We start from the raw sequence: 21,285 nt of genomic DNA on the forward strand, positions 1-21,285 counted from the left end.
CTCGACCTACCATGCCTCCGCAAGGCGACTCACCGCCGGCTTCGTCATTGCACCAATTGCTGCGTCCTTCCAACCCGGGCGACCCGTGCGCTGCCCCTGGCGGCGCAGCTTGCGCATGTCGCTGAGCCCTTCGACGTTCACGGCTGGACCAGACCCGATGGTCTCGACCGGCCGCGGCGACAGCAACGCGTCGAGCCGTGCATGGCCGGAGAGACCGAGCTGGTAGAACGTCCCTTCCCCGCTCTTCTGCGCCAGCCAGGTGCCGATGCTCTCATGGCCCTCGCCGTCGACGGAGATGTTGCGCACCATGCTGGCGCCTGTGTAGTCGCTGCAGCAGGCGTGGCTCGAACCGTAATTGGAGACGCTCGCCGAGATATCGCCCGCGTAGAACACCACATAGGCGTTGGTGACGTTGGCGTTGCCGACCTGGCTCATCGTGAACACGCCGTCGGGCTGGTAGAGCTGGAGCGTCGGCCTATTGCTCGGCGCCGGCGTACGGTTGTTCAGCAGCACCTGCTCGGTCGCTGTGGTGAGCAGGAGTTGGCCCGGCACGTAGCCGTTCAGGATCGTCACGGAGTGCGCGTCGGTCAGGAAGTTCGCGTCGATCACCCTGAACTGGTTGACGATGATGGAGTCCGGATCGATCGAGATATTGGCATACTTCGCGATGCCACCATTGTAGCCCGTGATGTTCAGGATCAGCGGAATCGGCGGATTCGAGCGGACCTGCTCGCCCGTGACGGTGATGGTATCGGCGGCGAGGTCGAGCTCCCTGACCACGCTGACCCAGTTGATGGTCAGATCACCCGACGAGGTCAACTTGATGGTTTCGCCGCTGACCCGGTCGAACGAGACCGATCCGGCCACATCAAAACGGGTATCGCCGTTGGCCGAGATCGAGCCGCCGCGAAGCGAGCCGGTGTCGGACTTGACGATCAGATCGCCGGCATCGCCCGGGATGCCGGTCGTGGTGAGCTGGCGGAAGACGACGTCGTTCACCGCATGCAGCGTCTGCGTGCCGCCGCTGATAGCGGTACCGAGGGTGATCCCTCCGACTGTCGCAGCGATGCCGAGCGTGCCGCCGACGTTGAGATTGTCCCACTTGACGACGGTACCCTGCAGAAGCGCGTTGCCGGTCGACGCCGAGAGGTTGTGACCCATGTTGGTGCCCGCGGCGATCAGCCTCACCGAGCCGTTGGCCGAGAGCGAACCCAGCGTCGGCACGCCGGCTGACATCACCGTCTGCGCCAGGATGAAACCGTTGTCCGCATCGACGTTGATGTTGCCGGCGTCGCCATTGATGCCCGTCGCCGTCAGCGCGTTGAAGGTCACGTTGTCGTGGGCGCGGATGGTCTGCGAGCCGCCGCTCTGCGCGGTCTGCAAGGTGATGCTGCCCTGGCCCGCGGTCGCGCCCAGCGTCGTCGCGACGTTGAGGACGTTCCAGTTGATCGGGCCGCCGGCGGTCAGCAGGCCTGAGCCGGTCGTCGCCGCAAGAATGTTGCCGGTGATGGTCGTGGCGGCGATCAGCTTCGCCGAGCCATTGGCGGAGACCGAGCCCAGCGTCGGCACACCGCCGGACATCACCGTCTGCGCCAGGAGGAAACCGTTGTCCGCATCGACGTTGATGTTGCCGGCGTCGCCGGCATTGCCGGTGGAGGCGAGCGAGTTGAATGTCACGTTGTCGTGGGCGTGGATGGTCTGCGAGCCCCCGCTGTGTGCGGTCTGCAAGGCGATGCTGCCCTGGCCCGCGGTCGCGCCCAGCGTCGTCGCGACGTTGAGGACGTTCCAGTTGGTCGGGCCGCCGGCGCTCAGCAGGCCTGAGCCGGTCGTCGCCGCAAGAATGTTGCCGGTGATGGTCGTGGCGGCGATCAGCCTCACCGAGCCGTTGGCGGAGACCGAGCCCGGCGTCGTCGCGCCGCCGGACATCACCGTCTGCGCCAGGATGAAACCGTTGTCCGCATCGACGTTGATGCTTCCGGCGTCGCCATTGATGCCGGTCGCCGTCAGCGCGTTGAAGGTCACGTTGTCGTGGGCGTGGATGGTCTGCGAGCCGCCGCTCTGCGCGGTCTGCACGGTGATGCTGCCCTGGCCCGCAGTCGCGCCCAGCGTCGTCGCGACGTTGAGGACGTTCCAGTTGATCGGGCCGCCGGCGCTCAGCAGGCCTGAGCCGGTCGTCGCCGCAAGAATGTTGCCGGTGATGGTCGTGGCGGCGATTAGCGTCGCCGAGCCATTGGCCGAGAGCGAGCCCAGCGTCGGCACGCCGCCGGACATCACCGTCTGCGCCAGGATGAAGCCGTTATCGGCGGTGACGTTGATGTTGCCGACGTCGCCGGCATTGCCGGTGGAGGCGAGCGAGTTGAGCGTCACGTTCTGGCTGGCGTGGATCGTCTGCAAGCCGCTGCTGCTGGCAGTCCCGATCACGATGCTGCCGTTGGTGGTGACGGCGCTGAAGCTGCCGCTCGCGCCCGTCGCCGTGCCCGCGACCACCTGATCGAGCGTCAGGCCGCCGGTACCGAGAATGTCGACGCTGCCCTTCACGGCAGACAGCAGGATCGCGTCGGTGTCGGTGAGAGCCTTCAGGTAGATTGCGCCGTCGGTCGCGCTTGCCGATAGCCGCGCGGCGCTGAAGATGAACCGGTCCGTCGCGGTGCCGATGCCGTTCGACGCGCCCAGCGAAAGTTCGGCGCCAGTGCCGGACGCGACGAACTTGGTCTGACCGTCGCCATTGTCGATGATCGCTCCGAGCGAGGCGACGCCACCGGCAGTGACGATGATCGACGGAGCGTTGCCGGCTGCAGCATGGGACAGCGACGAATTCAGCTGACCAATCGTCGCATCGCCCGTAGTGGTCACCGAAATCGCGCCGGCCGCGTTGATGGCCGAATAGGCGCCCATCGACAGCGTCGCGGCCACCAGCGTCACCCCGTCGGAGCTGCTGGTCGCAACCATGGGTGCCGTGCTGGTGCCGGCCGCGAAGGTCATGCCGCGATTGGCAAGGAGCTGCATCAGGCCGTCGCTGGTGAGGTCGGCATTGATGGTGAGCGCGCCGCGCGGCACGTTCAGCGTCATCGCGCCGCCGGCCGTCAGCGACCCGTAGGCGCCGCTGGTGCCGACTGCGAGGTCGCCGGTGACCGCGAGAAGGCTGAAATCGCCGCCTGCCGAACCGGTCACGGCGCCGGAGATATTCACCTGCAGCGGCTGGAAGGTCGAGCTGTTGAAGCCGATATTGCCGCCGGCGCGCAGATCGAGGTCGGTGCCCAGAATGTGGATCGCGGTGCGGTCCGAGAAGCCGGCTTCGGCGTAGATGCTGCCGGTCGCGGCAAGCTGGATCTCGTTGCCGGCGGAGATGTTGCCGAGGATGAGATCGCCGGTGGTCTGCTTCACATAGATGCCCTGTCCGGACGAGACCTGGTCGAGCTGGTCGTTGGCCGGGCTGGCAAAGGCGATCTGGATCGCATTGGCATTGGTCGCGGGATTGCTTCCGGCAGTCCCGGGAGCGCCGATATTGCCGTGCTCGGCGATCAGGGTCAGGTTGGCGATATCGCCTGATATCACGGGCACACCGGTCACGCCGGCGGCAGCGGTGATGCCGGTCACGGCGTCGAGCTTGACGTCGCCACGACCGGTCACCTGGATGCCGTTGGCCTGCGCGGCCGCGATCGGGCCGTAGCTCGCCGTGACGCCGCCGAGCGTGAGACTGTTCTTGCTGCCGAGATAGATATTCGACAGCGCGTTGGCCGAGATCGCGGTCGGGTTGTCGAGGACGACGAGGTTCTGCTGCGACAGGCTGACCGTATAGGTCACGACGTGGGTCGTCGGATCCGTGGTCGCACCGACGGTGAGCTGGCCGGGACCGGCCGAGGAGAGCAATCCCCGCTGCACAGTCGTCAGCGACGAGGAATCGACACTGGTGAAGGTGAACGTCTGGGGCGCGGCCGAATTGCCGACCGAGCCGTGCGGCGCGTAGAGCATGATCTGGCTCGCGCTGACATTGGCCGCGACGTTCGGGTCGATCGGCGGCGGTGCCGCGCCGACGGCCGACGACGAGACCGTGTAGGCAAGCTGGCTCTGCGTCCACTGCGCGCCCGCGGTGATGACGCCGTAGACGCGCTCGGTCGATGCGAGCGTGTAGGTGTAGTTCGAATTGTAGGCATTAAGCGCCGTCTGCAGGGCCGTATTGCTCGGCAGGCGCTGATTGGCTGTGGCCACGCCGTCGAACAATTTCGCGAACAGGGTCGTCGACAGCGAGCTGCCGAACACGGTCGCCAGCGGATCCGCGGGCGCGGTACCGAGCAGCGTCGTCAGCGAGCTCTTCAGCTCATCGGTGTTGATCTTGCCGAGCAGGAACTGATCCCGCAGGAACCGTGTCGTGGCCTCGTTCTTCATATCCGTGGTCGAGACCCTGGAAGGATCGATGCCGAGCTTGGCCGCCACCTGCGCCCGCAGCACCGTCAGCCCCACCGAGGTCGGGTTGTAGGTGCTGCCGTTCGCGAAGGCGATATTCTTGAGCTGGAAGTAATCGTTGTAGGCCGACGTGACCATGGACTGGTAGCTGTTGACGGCTGCGGTGGCGGGGTTGCCGTTGAGCAGATCGAGATTGGCCCAGACGGCCTGGAGATGTGCGCTCTCCGCCGCGGTGATACCGGCGGCCGCCCGGCCGTTCAGGATGCTGGCCTGGTTGCCGTCGGAGCCGGCCGCCTCCAGGAACACCGGGCCGCCGGTCGACTGGACCGTGCCGAGGCGCAAATCGCCCTTGGACTGGATGATGTAGCTGCCGGTGGCCGAGGCGCTGTCGAGGACGCCGCCATCGACGGCGCCGTTGGTCTGAACTGTGCCCGTCGCCTGGATCACCAGCGGATTGATGTTGGTCAGCGTGGACGCGCCATTGACGACGCTGCTGGTCGCGCCGATCGCGCCGGCGGCGGAGTCGATCTCGATATTCTTGCCGATCACGACGGGGTTGGCGACGTCGTAGGGGGACGCCGAGTTGATGTCGCCGATGGCCGAGAGGAAGACGCTGCCTTGCGGCGCCTGGCCCGTGACGGTCGGGCTCACCTTAACCTGGTTGATCGACAGCGAGCCGATCGCCGAGATTGAGATGTCGTGGTCGATCGAATTGGCGGTAAGGCTGCCGCCATAGAGCTGCACCTGGACCGGAACACCGTTCGTGCCGAGCGTGCCGATGCCGCCCGGCGCGGACAGGCTGACGCTGGTGCCCGAGATCACCGGGTTGTTCGCGTGCGCGCCGACCGTGATCGACGAGTTGGCGCCGGTGGCCGTGAACGAGGTTGTGCCCTGAAGGTTGTTGACCGACCCGATGAGGACGATGCTGGAGTTCGAATTGACCGCAACGGTGCTGGTGCTGCCGCCGTTGAACTGGATGTTGATCGGGTTCGACGCCTTGACCGTGTTGGTCAGCGTCAGGGTCAGGTGCGTGTAGATCTCCTGGTACCAGTTGAACTGGGAGTCCGCGCCGCAACACGCGTCGGAATGGGTGTTCTGCCCGTTGTTGCCCGGCCTGCTGTCGTTCGGAATGTAATAGGCGCCGGTGGCGGTGACGACTTCCTGGTAGTTGGAGGTCTGCACGCCTGACACCAGACTGACCGCGCGGGTCCAGCTATGCCCGGCGTTTTGCGTATAAGTCCAGCCGTAGTCGAACTGCGTGCTGGTCGGCGAACGATCCAGCGTCGCCGTATCGACCCACTGATAAAGCATATCGGCCTGCGGCGCGTACTGGACACCTGCCGTACCGCTGACGCCGGTGAGCATCGAGCCGGTGTACTGGTTTGCATTGACGCTGTTGGTCACATACGTCGACACCTGCTGGCCGGCCGCCGCGGTGGGGTCGAAGACGTACCACTTGGTCTGCTGCTTGAGCTGGTCGACGATCTCGATCACGCTGGGCGTGGTGACACCGGTGTTGATGGTGTTGGTGACGAGCTGCAGGCCGGTGGTGTTGTTGACCGTGACCGTGCCGGCACCGCCATTGATCACGAGCTTGCCCTGTAACTGGCCGTCCTGGGTCGAGGTCGAGATGATCTTGCCGTTCAAGTAGATGTAGCCGCCCGACCCCTGCACCACGCTGTTCAAGATGATCTGGTCGGTGAGAACGTTGTACTTCGCCCCGATCGTGGCGTCGCCGGTGCCCGACGTCGTCAGATCGGACACCGGTATATCCCAATAGACGCCGTGTTGCGCATTGGCCTGGGCCTGGGCAAGGCCTGTGCCGCTCTTGAGGATGTTAATGTCCGACAGGGCGTTGGCGCCGATGTTGACCGAGTAATTGCTGCTCGAGCCGCTCTGGAGGGTGCCGTTGATGTTGATCACTGACGCCGAGATGATGATCGCCTTGCCGATGATCTGCGCATCGTTTTGAGGCTGGACCGGCGGCGCAGCCTTGGTGATCGGCGTGATCGCGGCCGGCTGGATGTTGATGACCTGGAAGTAGGCATCGCAGGTCGCGCAGTTGAACGGGGTGGAGTATGTGCTCGAACCGCTGGTCGTGCCGCTGTAGACGCCCAGGCCGTCATAGTCGTGCTGGTGCCACGGCGCCGTGGTGATGCTCTGGGTCGTCGGTCCCTCGATGACTGCGAGCGTGGCGGGGTACGGCACGCTGCCAGCGTGCTCATTTCCATCGCCGGGCGCGCCCTGACCCATCGGCAGGAAGATCGCCGAATAGAGCGAGGTGCCGTCGAAATACAGATCCAGCATGCGCGCCGTGAAGATCGTACTGTTGGCGGCCGTTTGCTGAACGCCGGTATTGCCGTCGACGCAGCAATAATAGAAGTACGGGTGATTGCCGCCGCCGGCGATGTGCGGGCTGGTGGCGTAATCGCCGTAGGCACCGAGATAGGTCGCCGCCAACATCACCGCCGTGAGCGTGTCGTTGTCACCCGGCTTGAATTCCGTACCCGCCCATTGATCGGCGACGCTGCCGTTGGTGTCCTTGAAGCTCCCGAGACCGCCGAGGAAGGTGAACGAGCCCTTGGGCACCACCATCTGGATGGTCGCGGCATTCATGGCCTGCGACGCGACGACGCTGCCCGAATTGTTGGTGATCTTGAGCAGGCCGTTGTTGTTGGTGATGGCGCCGTCCAGGTAGATGTCGGGCGTGCTGGTGAGCGCGTTGCCGTTCTGGTCGACGGCCTGGCCGGTGACGGCATCCAGGCGGTTGTAGATGGCCGAGATGTCGATCCTCGGCGACGCGCTCGGCGTAGCGGTGAAGGTCACGTTGGAGTGCGAATCCGGATCGACATGGTCGATCTGGCGGTAGGTGATGTTGCCTCCGCTCACATCGGTGACCGTGAGGTTGTTCAGGTCCATGAAATCGAGACCCTTGTTCTCGACCTTGATCAACGGCGAGCTGCGCGCGATGACCGCCGGCGCCGCGGGATTCGTGCCGCTGTTGCCGGTCAGCTTCTGCGCCAGGATCGAGACGTTGCCGGCGGACACCAGCATGTCGCCGAGCGCGAAGGCATTACCTGCAGCGTCGGTGGTATAGGGCGCCTGCTGGATCAGCGTGTTGATCTGGCGCTGGATGTCGCCGGTCGGATCGGTCCCGGAGGGCGACATCGTGGCCGGGTTCGCGGTCGTTGACGTCGCAAGCTGAGAGCGGATTTGCGCGGCGGTCAGGCCGGTCAGCGTCACGAGCTGGTTGACGATCAGCTGGTAGGGATTGAAGCTGGAGACGATGGTATACTGGACCGTCTGGTGGTTCCAGCTCATCACTGGATTGAAGTGATTGACGTCGGAGACGTATTCGAGAACAGACGAGCCGCTGTTGGTCAGCGACGAGTAAGGACTGGTCGTGCTCACCGTCGGCGCGGTCGCGCCCAGCTCAATCGTGACAGTCAGATCGTCGTTGATGCCCGCAACCACCAGGCCGTTGAGCGCGACGTCGCCGCTGCCGCTGGTGTGGCTGTGGTTGTCGCTGTTCTTGGCGCTGAAGATGTCCAGATACGGATTGTAGTTGCTGCCGTTGCCAGTGGCGGTGACCTGCGCCTGGGTCGCACCCAGATAGATGTTTTGCACGCCAAGCACGCTCGACGTATTGGCGAGCGTCAGGCTCGTGGTGTCGTCCGCATTGGCCGTGCCGCGGTACAGGGTGGAGATCGGGACAGCGGTGTTGTTGTAGACGACCGTCGTCGCCGTCGCCTGCACGCTGCTGAAGACGCTGCCGTCGCCGGCGAGACCCGCATAGATGGTGATGTCGCCCCAGGCCTCGACCTTCGCGTTGCTGCCGACATTCACGGCCTGGTTGGCATGAACCCAACTGTTGGTGCTGGCGCCGACACCGGCGATCGCGCCGTAAAGACTGGCGTTGGCATTGTTGGCCGCCGCCATCTTCGCGGCCGAGCCGACATAGATCTTGCCCGCGCTGAAGAGCTCGCGGGCATTGATGTTGACCGTGAGCGTGGCGTTCGCCGTCATGTCGGATTCGGCGCCGCCGCCGGCGAAGAAGCTCGCCGTGGCCAGGCTCACCGTGTCGTTCGTATTCAGCGTGTTGTAGGCCTCGATGTTGATCACCGCGTTCGACGTCCGCGGATCGTCGTTGAGGCTCAGGACCGTCCCGGCGTCGATGTTGGTGGTGACGGTCTGGGTGACGGTCGAGTTGCTGAGCGCTGCGGCGCCCGAGAACATGCCGCCCGAGCCCGAACGCGCGCCGCCGCCGGCCTGATTGACGATGTCGTTGGAGATAACATCCATGTCGCCGCCGGCCGAGTTGATGATCAGGTGCGTGCCGACCTCCGCGGTCGTGTTTGTGGTCACCGTGTTTTGCGCACTGCCGCCGGACACGCCGGCGGTGGAGGCCTGGTAGGCGTCGCCGCTGGCGGCATAGTTCGTGGTGTGCTTGGCGCGGATGTTGAGACCGCCGAAATAAAGCGTGTCGTCGGTTCCGTTGCCGTCGGCCCTCGCCTGGGTCGTCGCGGTCGAGCTGGTGGTCGCCACCGCCGCGGCGCCGGCATAGGTGCCGCCCGCGCCGACGACCGCATTGGCAACGTTGGCATCGACGCCGGTCGCGGTAATCTGAAGAGCACCGGTGTTGGACGCCGACGTGATCGCGCCCGCCCCGAGATAGGCGTAGGTGTGCGCGCTGGACGATACCTGTGCGACGCTCGCGCCCAATGCCAGGAAGCCGGTCGAAAGTCCGGTCGCCTGGGCGTATTGGGCGCTGTCGTTTTCGGCTGCAATAGTCACGTTTGCGTTGGGAAGCGTAACTCCGGTCCCGCCATAGGCGTTGACCGTCGCGTTCTCCGAAGCCTTGGCGAAGCTGCCCTGGGCACCGATCAGCGATCCGCCACCACCTGCGAGTGCCCAGGCGTAGGTCGTCGTGCCGCCGGTCGGGACCAGCGCCATGGCAGCCACGGAGATCGCGCCGCCTGAGAAGATGGTGTTGTCGCCGATATCGGCCGTGACCTGGGCCCCGACCGTCGACAGGGCGACGGCGACGCCGACCGCACCGCCGCCGACCGCGACGCCGATCGCGCTGCTCGACAGATTGGGCGTGATCGACGCCGACACCAGCGTGCCGGCTCCGGTCGCGGACGTCGCGATCGTGGAGCCTGCGCCGATATCGGCGGTCACGCTCGAATTCTCGTGAGCCTCCGCGTCCGCACCGACGCCCGCGACGATGCCGCCGCCAAACGCCGTTGCCGTCGTGGTCAAGGTGCCCGCGCCTTGCGCGCCGACCGCGAGCGTCGAGGTATTGACATTGGCACCCTGCAGCACCTCTGCCGAGACCGTGCTCGACCGGCTCGCCGTCGAGATCGAGGCGCCGACCGCCGCGGCACCGGCGGTGACACCGCCCGTGAAGACGATCTGGGTCGTGGAATCCTGCGCCATCACGGCAACGCCGGCGCCGCCCGTCCCGGTCACGGAGCCGCCGAGCTCTGCCGTCACGTGGTTGGAGACGTTGCCGATCGCCACCGCGGCATCCGCGCCGAAGTAAAGCGCAGCACCACCGGCGATCGCCTCGGTGTTGATGGTCTGGCCGGCATAAGGCCCGGTGCCGGCGTCCTTGACCACCGCCGCAACCATGACGGACGGCGCGGTGACGGCCGAGCTCAGATTGGCTGTCACGCGACTGTTGACGCTGGTGTAGCCGATGCCTGCACCGATGCCGACATTCTTGGCGAAGCCGGCGCCGAGCAGGTACATCTCGGTCGCATTGGCGCTGGTGGCGCCGACATTGACCTGCGTGCCCGTGGTGGTGCCGCCCGCGATCTGCGCGGTGACGCCGTCGGCACCGCCGACCAGCACGGTGCTGACGTCGTAGGTCGAGCTGACATGGGCGTAGTTCGGATTGCCGGCGGTGCCGCTCGCAACCGCATCGCTGCCGTGCGAATTGCTGGTGCTGTTGTTGACCGCCGTGATGGTGCCGTTGTTGTGGCCGTTGCTGTCGCGCTGATCCAGTTGCCCGGTTTCCTGGATCTGCGTGTCGGAATCGGCCGTATTCTCGCCGATGATGATGACGCCGACCGTCGCGCCGATGCCGACGCTGCCGCCGATGCCCGCGGTGACCGCGTAGGACAGCACTTCCTTGGTGCTGAGCGCGCTGACATTGATCGCGGCGGAGGAGTTCAAATTGCTGTTGACGCTTTCCGCAATGGTCTGGCTCTTGAAGACGAGCACGTTGGCGGCGGCGCCGACACCGACGCCTGAGCCGCTGGCGCCGATCGCGAGCGCGCCGGCGATCTCCTTGATCGCGACATCCTCGTTCGCGCTGACGGTGACCGCGCCGGCTGCGCCGCCCGTAGGCGACCGCAGCGTGGTGTCATAGACACCGGCGATGGTGGTGTTGTTGGCGATCTCGATGTTCGCCATGCCGGCGATCGCGGCCGATCCGGTCGCGAGCGAGCCGCCGACCGAATAGGCCTGGAAGCGGTCCTTGGTGTTGGCCTCGACGTCGAGCGCACCGCTCAGATTGAGCGCGGTCGTGTGGGTCGTGCTGCCGCCATGATAGAAGAACTCGTCGCCGACATAGGCCTCGGTCCGATTCGCCGAGACCTGGACCAGGAAGGCTGCGGCGACCGCGGCCTGGCTGCCATAGGCTGCCGAGCCGCCGGCCGAGTAGATGCCGGTGGTGTCATTGGCGTTCACGGTGAGCGACGACGCGGTCAGCGCGCCGCCGTCGACATAGGCCTCGGTGGTCGCGGTGAAGATGTTCAGAGCGACCGAGCCGGTGTTGAAGCCGATGCCGATCGAGGACGCATCCTGCTCGGCATTGGCCTTCACGTTGACGGCGCCGACCGTCGGGGTCGTCGTCGCCGACAGGCTGCCGACGGTCGCATTGGTGACGGTGGCCATCGTGGTGCGCGACATCGTCGTCGAGATGATGGTCGCGCCGCCACCGCCGGTGCCGGTCGGAGGCACGATGCCGGCGCCGAACGCGCCCGAATAGGAGAAGCTCGAGGCGGCGACGTCGATCTGCGGCAGCAGGCTGGCACTGGTGAGGCGCGTATCGATGCTGGCACCGTCGATATAGGCGCTGGTCGACCCGCTCAGCACCGAGGTGATCGGGTTGACCATGATCGAGATGCCGGAGCCCGCCGCGATCGTCATGACATTGGTCACGACGGCCTGGTGCGAGCTGGCGACCACGGCGAGGCCCTTCACCGTATCCTGGGTCTCGCTTAGATCGGGCGTGCTGTCGGTCGGCGCCTGGAAGCCGCCGAGATCGCTCGCGTGCGCCAGCGTGCCGCTATTGACTGACAACGTGTCGGTCGAGCTGGTTCCGAGTGCGTCGACCTTGGTGCTCGATCCGCTGATGTAGGCAGAGGTGCTGCCGGTGATCTGGTTGGTCACGATCGAGCCGGCGCCGCCGGCCGGGCCCTTGGAGATCGAAAGCGCGCCGGCAGACACGACGATATTGTCCGAATTTTTGGCGATCACGCCGACATTGTTGTTGGCCGTGACGTCCGCCCCATTGGTGATGCTGGCCGTGACGTTGGTGCCCAGCAGGTTGGTCGCGACCGATCCCGCGAGGCCGATCTGGGAGGACAACGCTACGCCGACGGCGACCGTCGAGATCCTGCCGTTCGAGGTGGCACTGACCACGGCGCTGCTGCCGGCGAGCAACTTGGCGCTCGTGACGTTGGCGTCGAGCTGATTGTCGATCTCGCTATACACGATAGCGAGACCGCCGGCGCTGCCCTGGGTGGATGCTCCCGCGACCGCCGCCGTGGAGGTGATCGCGGAGTTGTCGAGCGCCTGTACGGTGACGTTGCCCGCGCTCACCACCGTATCGGAGGTGGTCGAATTGGCGTCGCCGATGCTCGCCGAAACGTTGTTCCTGATGGTGCTGATGACGGCCCCGCCCTGCCCGGCAAACTGTCCGGTCGACAGACCGAATCCGACCGCAACGGACTGGATCTTCGAGGGATCTTCCGCCGCAACCAGCACGTTGCCACTCGTCACGGTCATCAGGGTCTTGGTGATGTAGGCCGAACGCGTGGCGCTGATCTCATCGACGACGATGGCGATGCCGATGTTGTTCTTGCCGAATTGGACGATGCCCGCAACCGACGTGATCGCGGCTCCGGGGCCGGCGCCGACGCCGCCGTTCAGCGCGGCTCCGCTGAAATCCACGCAAGCCTGCGACCCGCTCGACGTCGTGCAATTATCATGTGCAAGCTGGCCGTGGTTGGTAGCGCGCACCAGCGTGCCGAGCGCATCGTCCAGCGAGGCGATATCGACACTCTCGGCGCTGACGGTGACGTTTCCGCCCGAAACCGTCACGGTGCTCGAGCTGATATAGGCCAGCACGCTCGGGCTGATCTCGTCGATGACGATGGACCCGGCCAATCCGTTCTCGGCGTAACCGCCGGAAGCGCCGCCGGCCGCGATCACGCTGGCGTCGTCACCGATGACCGTCAGCGAATTGAAACCCGTGACGGTGGAACCGGAAATATGGGCATCGACGGCGTTGCTGCCGCCGGGATTGCGGATTTCGGCATAGGTCAGCGCCAGGCCGGCCGCGTTCTTGTCACCGTTGAGGTAAAGCGACCCGCCGCCGATCGCGATGTCGGAGGTCTGGTAAGCGTTGACATTGGCCGCGTTCGCCGTGCCGCCGCTCACGCCGGTGATGGTCGAGTTGTCGATATAGGCGGTCGCCGAATCCGAGATCGAGCCGACCGAAACCGATACCGAGGCGGCGGTGCCGGTGCGCGTCGCGGAGAGTGCGATCGCCACCGCCGTCAGCGAGCCGCCGCTGAGCGCCCGGACGTTGACCGCCGATTCATCCGAAACCGTCGAATTGGCGATGTAGGCCGTCGTCGAGTTGCTGGACAGCGCGATCGAGATCGCACCGGCGATCGCGGCGCTGGTCGCGTTCCCGCCAGCAAGGTTGAGCGCGCCGGAGCCGGAGCCATTGGTGGTGATGGTGTCGTTGAGCGCCTGGACCTGGATGACGGCCGCGTCCGTGGCGGTATAGGGATTGCCGCTGTTGACGGTGACGCCCTTGATGTAGGCCGAGGTATCGAGGGACGTGGCCGAGACCGCGGAGCTGCCGGCGATATCGATGCTGAACTTCGACGTTCCGTTCTTCTTCGCGGCGGCCTGCTTGGCCACTTCGAGGGCCCCCAATCCGCCAAAGGCCGGCGACTTGTAGAGCGCCGTGGCCTTGCTGACATAGCCGATCTGCGCGAACGGATCGGATTCCACCGCCGCTACCGCGGCAACCGTGATCCGGCCCGCAGTCGCAGCATTGACCTGCAGGCTCTTGGTGGTCACGTGACCGCCCGAGCCGCTCGTGGCATTCGGATCGTCGCTGCTGAACGCGCCGCCGGCGATGTCGTTGCGGTTATCGCCGATATAGGCGGCGGTGTCGGCGAGCGCCGTCATGTAGGCGGCAGAGACGCCGACGCCGGAGGTGGTGCCGAGCTGGATCGCGCCCGACAGCGAGAACAGCGACACGTTCTGGTCGGCCGAAATCTGCACCGAACGCGGCGAGAGAATGGTCGCCAGGGAGCTGATCGAGGCGTGGGTCGTGTTGTCGATGGAGGCCATCGACAGGATGCCGTTCAGCGCCAGGCTGCCGCTCGACGATCCCGACGTCGGCGCGATCGCGAACAGCAGGTCGGTCGTATCAGCGGTCACGCTGACGTCGCTCTGCGAACTCAGTGTGGCGCCGGAGGACACGCCGGCAATCGTGTTGCTGGTAGACTGGATCAGGTTGAGCGTTCCGCCCGCCGCCGTTCCCGGGCTGTCGGAGCCGGGCAGCAGCACCAGCGGACCGAACACGCCGCCGATGTCGATCGACGTGTTGTAGGTGTAGGCCGAAACCGTCAGCGCCGAGGCGAAGCCCTGCGAAATGACCACCCCGTCGATGTTGTAGGCCGCCGTCGCCGTCCAGCCGGCCGTGCCGCTCGACGCACGGGTCGAGTACAATTGCGCGCCGCTGCCGACCCACGCCGTGGTGTTGTCGGTCAGGCCGAAATAGGCGAACGAGCCGGCGACGGAAACGGTGCCGCCGCCGCTGGAGTTCGCATTGGCATAGGTGGTGACGATATTGTTGACGACGCCGAAATTGGCATTGAGATGGCTCAACGTGTCGCTGAGACCGTTCCACTGCTCCCAGGTGTTGGTGTTCGGTATCGTCGTCAAGGCGGCGACGCCGATGTCCGCGGCGCTGATGACCACGTTCGCGCCGACATAGGCGTTCGAGTTGTGGGTGTACTCGCCGAAGGCGACCGCGGCAGAAATCGCAAATGCCGGACCCTTGTCCGCGCTGCTGACGTTCACCGTCGAAGAGGAATTGTTGCGGATCTGGTCGTCGATCAATTGGCTGACCACGGCGACGTCGCCGGACGTGTAGATCTGGGGCGCCGTCCCGCCGTTCGTGGCCGCGATGGCGGCGTTGGCCGATTCCGACGTCATTGCAAGCGATAGCGACCCCGCTACCTTGAACGGCAGCTTGACGTCCGTAATCGGCGTCAGCAGCGTCCCGGCCGCCTTCTTGAAGCCCTCGGACGCGCCGGCCCCGCCATTGATGATGGCACCGAGCAATCCGGGCGACCCGAGCGTGACCGACGCGCTGGTCGCGTTCCTCGCAATGTCGGTCGCTGCGGCCACCACGAGATTGCCGGCCTGATTGGCGCCGCTGCCACCGAAGTTGGCGCCCATCGTCGCCGTGGTCGTGACATTGATGTTGCTCACGGCAACCGCGCCGCCCATTCCGCCGGAATCGCTCGTGGACGTCAGCGGGGTGAACCCGAGTGCTGTCGCGCTGACCGAGAAGTTGCCGTAGTTGTTCGCCGAGACCTGAAGGCCCTGGTTGCCGCTGGAGAGGATCGCGCCCGTGTTGACCGTCGCCTCGGTCTTGATGTTGGCCAGGCCGACCGCGGACGTCGCCAGGAACAGACCTTTTGTCGTGACAGCAAGCGCCGACACATTCAACGTGGTGTCGGTGGCGGCGCCGACCAGAAGTCCCCCGCCCGCGTGGATCGAGGCGCCGGATGACACGATCGCCGAGACGTCAGCCGTCACCTTGCCGACGACGACGGCCGCACCGACCGGCGATACCAGGCCGGCCGAAACCACGGGATCCTCGGCGTCCTGGGTACTCCGCGCGGAAATCTTCACGTCGCCGGAACCGTTGATGTCGGCATGGCCGGTGATCGCCACCTTGGCGACCGTATCGGCGGCAACGTATCCGCCGTTGACGCCGAGGATCAGTGACCCGACCGTCTCGGCCACCGACGCGAAAAAGCCCGCGGCGGTGGCCGTATTCATATTCGACGTGGCGGTCGACTCGGCCTTGATGGTGATGTTGCCACCGGTGATCTTGCCGTCGACGGTAATGCCGGTGCTCGCGCTCGCGAGCCCCGACAACAGCGTCTGGCTGGCGGTCGCGATCAGGCTGACATCGCCGCTGGTGAAGCTGGTCCCGTTGTTGATGGCCTGTGCCCTGATCTCGGCGCCCTGCATGATCGAGATCGTTGGCGCGGTCAGCGTGACGTTGAGCGGATAATTCTGGGAGAAGCCGGAACCGTTCAGGAGACGCGTATCGATGACGCCATTGGGATCGATCGTGATCGAGTTGTTGGTGCTGATCGTGAACGTGCTGAGGCTCGGGGACGCGAGGATCAGGTTGGCGATCGTGTCATTGCTGACGAACCCGGTCCTGCTCGAATTGGCGTCGCCAGTCGGTCCGATATAGACGTCGTCCTGGTCGAAGCTTACCCCGACCGCACCCGCGATGATCCGGGCACCGGTTGCAACCGAGAGCGCCTTCGACGAGAACGCGATATTGACGTTGCTGCCGCCGTTGATCACGGCGGTCGAGGTCAGGTGCATGGTCCAGGCGCCCAACGACGACAGGACGAACGTCCCGCCCGCCTGCATCGCCGCGATATAGCTCGCGATCACGTTGTTCGACAGGACCCCGTTCGACCCGTTGCTGTTCGCGGTATTGTTGACGTCTTCTCCGTTCCAGAAGCCGAAGCGCACGCTGCCGCCGGTGTCGACGAGCAGCGCCGCGGTGTTCGCGACGGTGATGCCGCCGGCAGCAAGCACCACCGAGCTGCCCTTGATCGTGCCGCCGATCGTAAGCGCGCCGCCCGCGGTCCCGTTGATGACGTCGGTCATCGTGGCCGAGATGGAAACGGCGCCGGACCTGTACGTGGTGCCGCCCGCATTGGCGGCCTGGGCGTCGATCACGGCGCCCGCGGCGACCGTCACTGAGGCCGCCGACAGCGAGACGTTGACCCCGTCGGCGGTGGAGTGGGAATGCGAGTCCTTGGCGGTAGCGTCGATCCTGCCGCTGGCATCGACGGTGAGTGTGGTTGTTGTGGAGCCCGCAGTAGCCGCAGCAATCGAGATCGAGCCAGCGCCATGCAGCGCCGTCACGTAGCGCGCAATGGTCGTATTATCGATGAATCCGGGTGCGTTGACATTGGTGTCGGTGGATGCGTTCCCGATGTAAACGCTATCGGTGCTGGTCAACTTGACCTGCGAAGCGAGCAGCATCAGCGGCGACTGCGCCGTGATCGTCGCGCCGCCATTGTACGCGGCATTGACCGCGAGCGTGCCGGCGCGTCCGGCATTGAGCACGATCGTATTGCCGATCAAGGTGGTGTTGCCGGCGAACGAGATCAGCGAGCCCGCAGTCAGGTTGACGTTGCGGGCCGCTTCGGCGGCGATGCTGCCGCCGTTGTCGACGTACAGCGAATTGGTCGCGGCCAGCGCAAACGTGCTCGAACCAGCCAGCGAAGCAAGATAGTTCGAGATCGTCGCATTGCTCAGGAATACGGTGCCGGCGGGCGGATTGCTGCCGTTCGGATCGTTGGACGGCCCGACATAGATGGTCCCCGCCCCGGCGTTGAACGTCACGACACCGCCATTGATCGTGCCGGCGCCGGCCGTGATGTTCGACGCCGCCAGCGTAATGCTTCCCGGCGTATAGAAGGTCTGCCCCGATACGTTGCTGACATCGGTGCGCAGGCTCGCGCCGCTCTCGATCGCGATCGTCGGCGCCGCCAGCGCGATGTTTCCGGATGCGCCTGACGAATGTCCGCTGGCCGCGTCGAAGCGACGGAGGTCGATCACGCCGCCGTTCTTCACCGTGATCGAAGATGCCGCACTCAGCTTCAGCGTGCCGACCGAGCCGCCCGCCGTCGACAGATAGCCTGCAATGCTGGCGTTGGTCAGGTTGACGGCTGCGTTGGCGGCATCGCCGACCACCATGTTGGCCGAGCTGGTGAGATTGAGGACCGAAGCGATCAGCGTGAGCTGCGGCGAGAGCACGGTGCCGCCGGTCACGCCGGCGTTGATGGTGACGGTGTTGCTGTTGATACCGACGCCGTTGCCGGTCACGCTGCTGTTGCCGGCCAGCGAGATCGACGTCCCCGCCGTGAGCGCCACGCCGGCAGCGCCGCCGGCGATCACGCCGTGCGCATCGATAGCGAGGCTGTCGATCGCCGACAGTGTAACCACACCGTTGCCGCCGAGGGCGGCGATATAGCCGGCGACCGTGGCGTTGGAGATGAAGCCGGGGTTGGACGCATCGGCCGCATCCTGCGTGGGATCGCCGACGATCACCGCGCTGCGCTGGATGTCGTAGATGACGGAGTTCGCCGAGAACTGCGCGCCGCTGGTCACATTGATGGTCGGCGCCTGCAGCGTGATCGCGGCGGTGCCTGCCGGAACGGAGGCACCGATCCGGGCCGCAGCTCCGACACTGACCGAGGCGCCCGCCATCAGCGTGACATTAGAACCGGTGATCGATCCGTTGGCGGTCACGGAACCGTTGCTGACGGCGGTCGCGTCGAAGGTGACGGCGCCGGCGACATAGCTGTCGCTGCCGGAATTGACCGCGCCGGCCTGGATCTGGCTGCCGGCCGCGGCTGTGATGCTGTTCGCCGTGATCGTGACGTCGCCGGAATCGCGGAGCGCGTTGCCGTCGGAATCGCGATTGCGGGTGTCGATGATCGCGGTGGGGTTCAGCGCCACCGAGGTGCCCTTCAGCGTGACGCTGCCGCCGGAGAGCAAGCCTGCCACCGTCACGGCCCCCGGCGCGCCCGATGTCGCGTCGAGGATGATTTTGCCGGCGGTGAACGTCACGTCCGACGTGTTGACCGATTGCGCCAGCACCTGCCCGCCGGACGCGATGGCGATGGTCGGGGCCTTGAGCGCGACGTCGAGCGACTTTCCGTTCGACACGCCGTCGCTGCCGAGCTGGCGCGTATCGATGATGCCGGTGCTATCGACGGTCAGGGCGGTGGCCGCGCTCACCGTGAGGTCGCCCAATCCGCCCATTGCCGCGGAGTAGCGGGCGATTGCGGCATTCGAGATGAAGCCCGCCGCGTTCTTGTTGGCCGAACTGGTGCCGTCGCCCACGAACGCGGTGCTCGCGCTGGTCAACATCAGATGCGCGGCGATGAACCGCAGCGCTGTGTTGGTCATCATTTGCGCGCCGCCGTTGGCGGCGGCGTTGACGTTGATGGTGCCGCTCGCACCGGAATCCAGCAACACCGTATCGCCGCGCAGGTAGCTGCCGGCCAGCAGAGTCAAGGTCGGCGCACTCAGCGCGACATTGACGCCGCCGGAGCCACCATCGACCCGGCCATGCTGATCGATCGTGATCGAATTGCTCGCGGACAGCGTGAAGGTGCCGGTGCCGTTCAGCGCGGAGATGGCGGCCGCGACCGTCGCGTTCGACATGTTGACATTGGCGTCGCCCTGGGCCGCGTCGCCGATGATGATGTCGACGGGATCGAGGACCAGCGTGCCGTGCTTGCCGTTCGGCGCCGCCAGATTGATCTGGACCTTGTCGCCGATATCGAACTTGCCGTCGGCGCTGAGGTCGACCAGACCGCCATTGCCCCTGGCCGAACTGGCATCGATCCTGGCGCCGCTCCTGACGGTCAGGTCGCCCTGGGTCTTCAGCGTGATATTGCCGGCGTTGGCGGTCTTGCTGGCCGTGCTGAGTTTCGCGTTCTTGCCAACCTCGATGCTGGTGCCGGCCGTCACGGTGATGTTGCTGGGCGTCGCGCTCTTGCTGCGCGCCGTCAGCCGCCCGTTGACCGTGGCGTTGTTGACGGCCCCGATATGGATCGAGCCGTTGCTCACGGTGATGGCGCTGGCGCTGCGCAGGCCCTTGGAATTGACGGAGGCCGCGAACTTCGCGGCGTGATCGAGATTGGCGATGTCGCGCTGGCTTGCGCCGCCGACAAGGACGTTCTGCCCGGTCAGGCGGACGCCGTCGACGGCATTGATCCGGCCGTAGATCCTGACATTGCCGTCCGGCGAGACCGGGAACGAGCCCGCCATCAGGTTGCCGACCGCGGTGCCGTTGATCGCGCCGCCCGGGCCGATCAGGCTGTCGGTGAACTCGCGCGTCGGCGTCGAGACGTTCAGGCTGCCGACATTGACCGTGCCGCTGCGGCCGACGACGAAGCCCTTGGGATCGGCGAAGTAGACGTTACCGCCGATGGCGCCGTTCATGTAGGAGTTCAGCGTGCCGTTGACGTAGACCGGTGCGTCGCGAACGATGTTGACGAGGTTTTGGGTGCCGGTCGGCAGCTGCAGATTGACGGTGTTGCCCTGCCCGACGCTGAACTGCGAGAATGAGTTGAAGGCATTGGCGCCCGACACCGTCGACGTCGTGACGTTGGTGACGCCGCCGGCGGTCTGCAAGGACGTGCCGGTGCGGCCGTCCGGAACGATGACGTTCGCCGTCTGCGCCTGAAGGCGGACGCTGAACACCGGAAGAAAGGCCATCTGCATCGCGCAAAGCAGCGACATCGAACGGAAGCGTGCAAGTCCTTGCAGCATCCGTTCGTTGTTGTCTCGCCTCGCAGATGGTCTGCGCATTTCAGATCCTCTTCATCGGCATTGGCGCCGATCCACAACCGGGTGGGAGAATGATTTGAGATGACCCGTGATCAGAACTGGCCGGGCGGAAGCTTGAAGACGTCGGGGCTCTTGGCGTCGGCGACGTAGAACAGCAGCAGGCTCGTCGGCGTGAGCACGCGCTGGTTGTTCTCCTTGTTCTCGAACGTGCCCTGGAGCAGCAGAATCACGGAACGATCCTTGGCGTCGCTGCCGCGGAACATCACGATGCCGCCGTTGACGGGCATGTTGACCGCGATGGAGTCGGGCTTGAAGCCCTCGCTGAGGAAGTGCGCGCGCAGGATGTTGGCGTTGGAGAACAGCTTCTCCGCTGTCATCGCCGCATCGGTCCCCTTGGACCAGACTGCGCCGATCTGGATCAGCGACTTGGACTTGTAGCCGAACACATAGGAGAGCTCGGCGGTGCCGCCGCTCGGTAGCAGATCCGGAACGGTGAGCAGCACGCTATGGGTCAGCTCCGACGGATTGTCCTGCGACTTGATCGCGTCGGCCTTCGGGTTGAAATCCTTGGCCATCGCCGCGCGTGCGTCGGTCTCGTTCATGCCGAACCTGGCGGAGCGGAAACCGTCGATCGCCTTGGTCTTGTCGTCGGCGGTCTCGCTCGAGGCTGCCGGTGCCGCACCGGCGGGGGCGGCTGCGGCGGGCGATGCGCCTGCCGCGACCGCCTTCGGCGCCGCCGCGGCCTTCTGCTTGGGCGTCGCGCCCTGAACGCCTTGGGCCGCCAGCGGCCCGGCCGCAACAATGGTGAGAAGGCCGACAAGGGCCGGAACATGATAGATCTTGTGCATTGTAAACCTTCGAAACAAACCTGAAACAACAGCTCAAAAATCGGCAGTTACGAGATTCCCCCGAACCGCCGCCCGCAATCGAGACGGAAATGTTGCAATGCCAAAAGGCCCTACAAGGCGTCACGGAGCAGACATCAACCGAAAC

General features: G+C 65.6%; 2 protein-coding genes. Both read right to left on the reverse strand.

The genetic code is table 11. From position 1 onward, the window contains the following. Window positions 1-6: 6 nt before the first annotated feature. Complete coding sequence (locus ABIC09_RS02445; protein ID WP_354108296.1) at window positions 7-20,313, reverse strand: leukotoxin LktA family filamentous adhesin; 20,307 nt, start codon at window positions 20,311-20,313, stop codon at window positions 7-9. A 71-nt stretch (window positions 20,314-20,384) separates the two neighbouring features. Then, entirely contained in the window at window positions 20,385-21,140 is a 756-nt protein-coding gene (locus tag ABIC09_RS02450) for a hypothetical protein (protein WP_354108297.1), read from the reverse strand. Window positions 21,141-21,285: the final 145 nt, after the last annotated feature.

The sequence above is a fragment of the Bradyrhizobium sp. S3.12.5 genome (assembly GCF_040548225.1).
GTDB classification, from domain to species: domain Bacteria; phylum Pseudomonadota; class Alphaproteobacteria; order Rhizobiales; family Xanthobacteraceae; genus Bradyrhizobium; species Bradyrhizobium cytisi.

Bases quoted from the DNA above. Each gene is read 5' to 3' on its own strand.
- ABIC09_RS02445 (WP_354108296.1), bottom strand. From the start codon at position 20,313: ATGCGCAGACCATCTGCGAGGCGAGACAACAACGAACGGATGCTGCAA.
- ABIC09_RS02450 (WP_354108297.1), bottom strand. From the start codon at position 21,140: ATGCACAAGATCTATCATGTTCCGGCCCTTGTCGGCCTTCTCACCATT.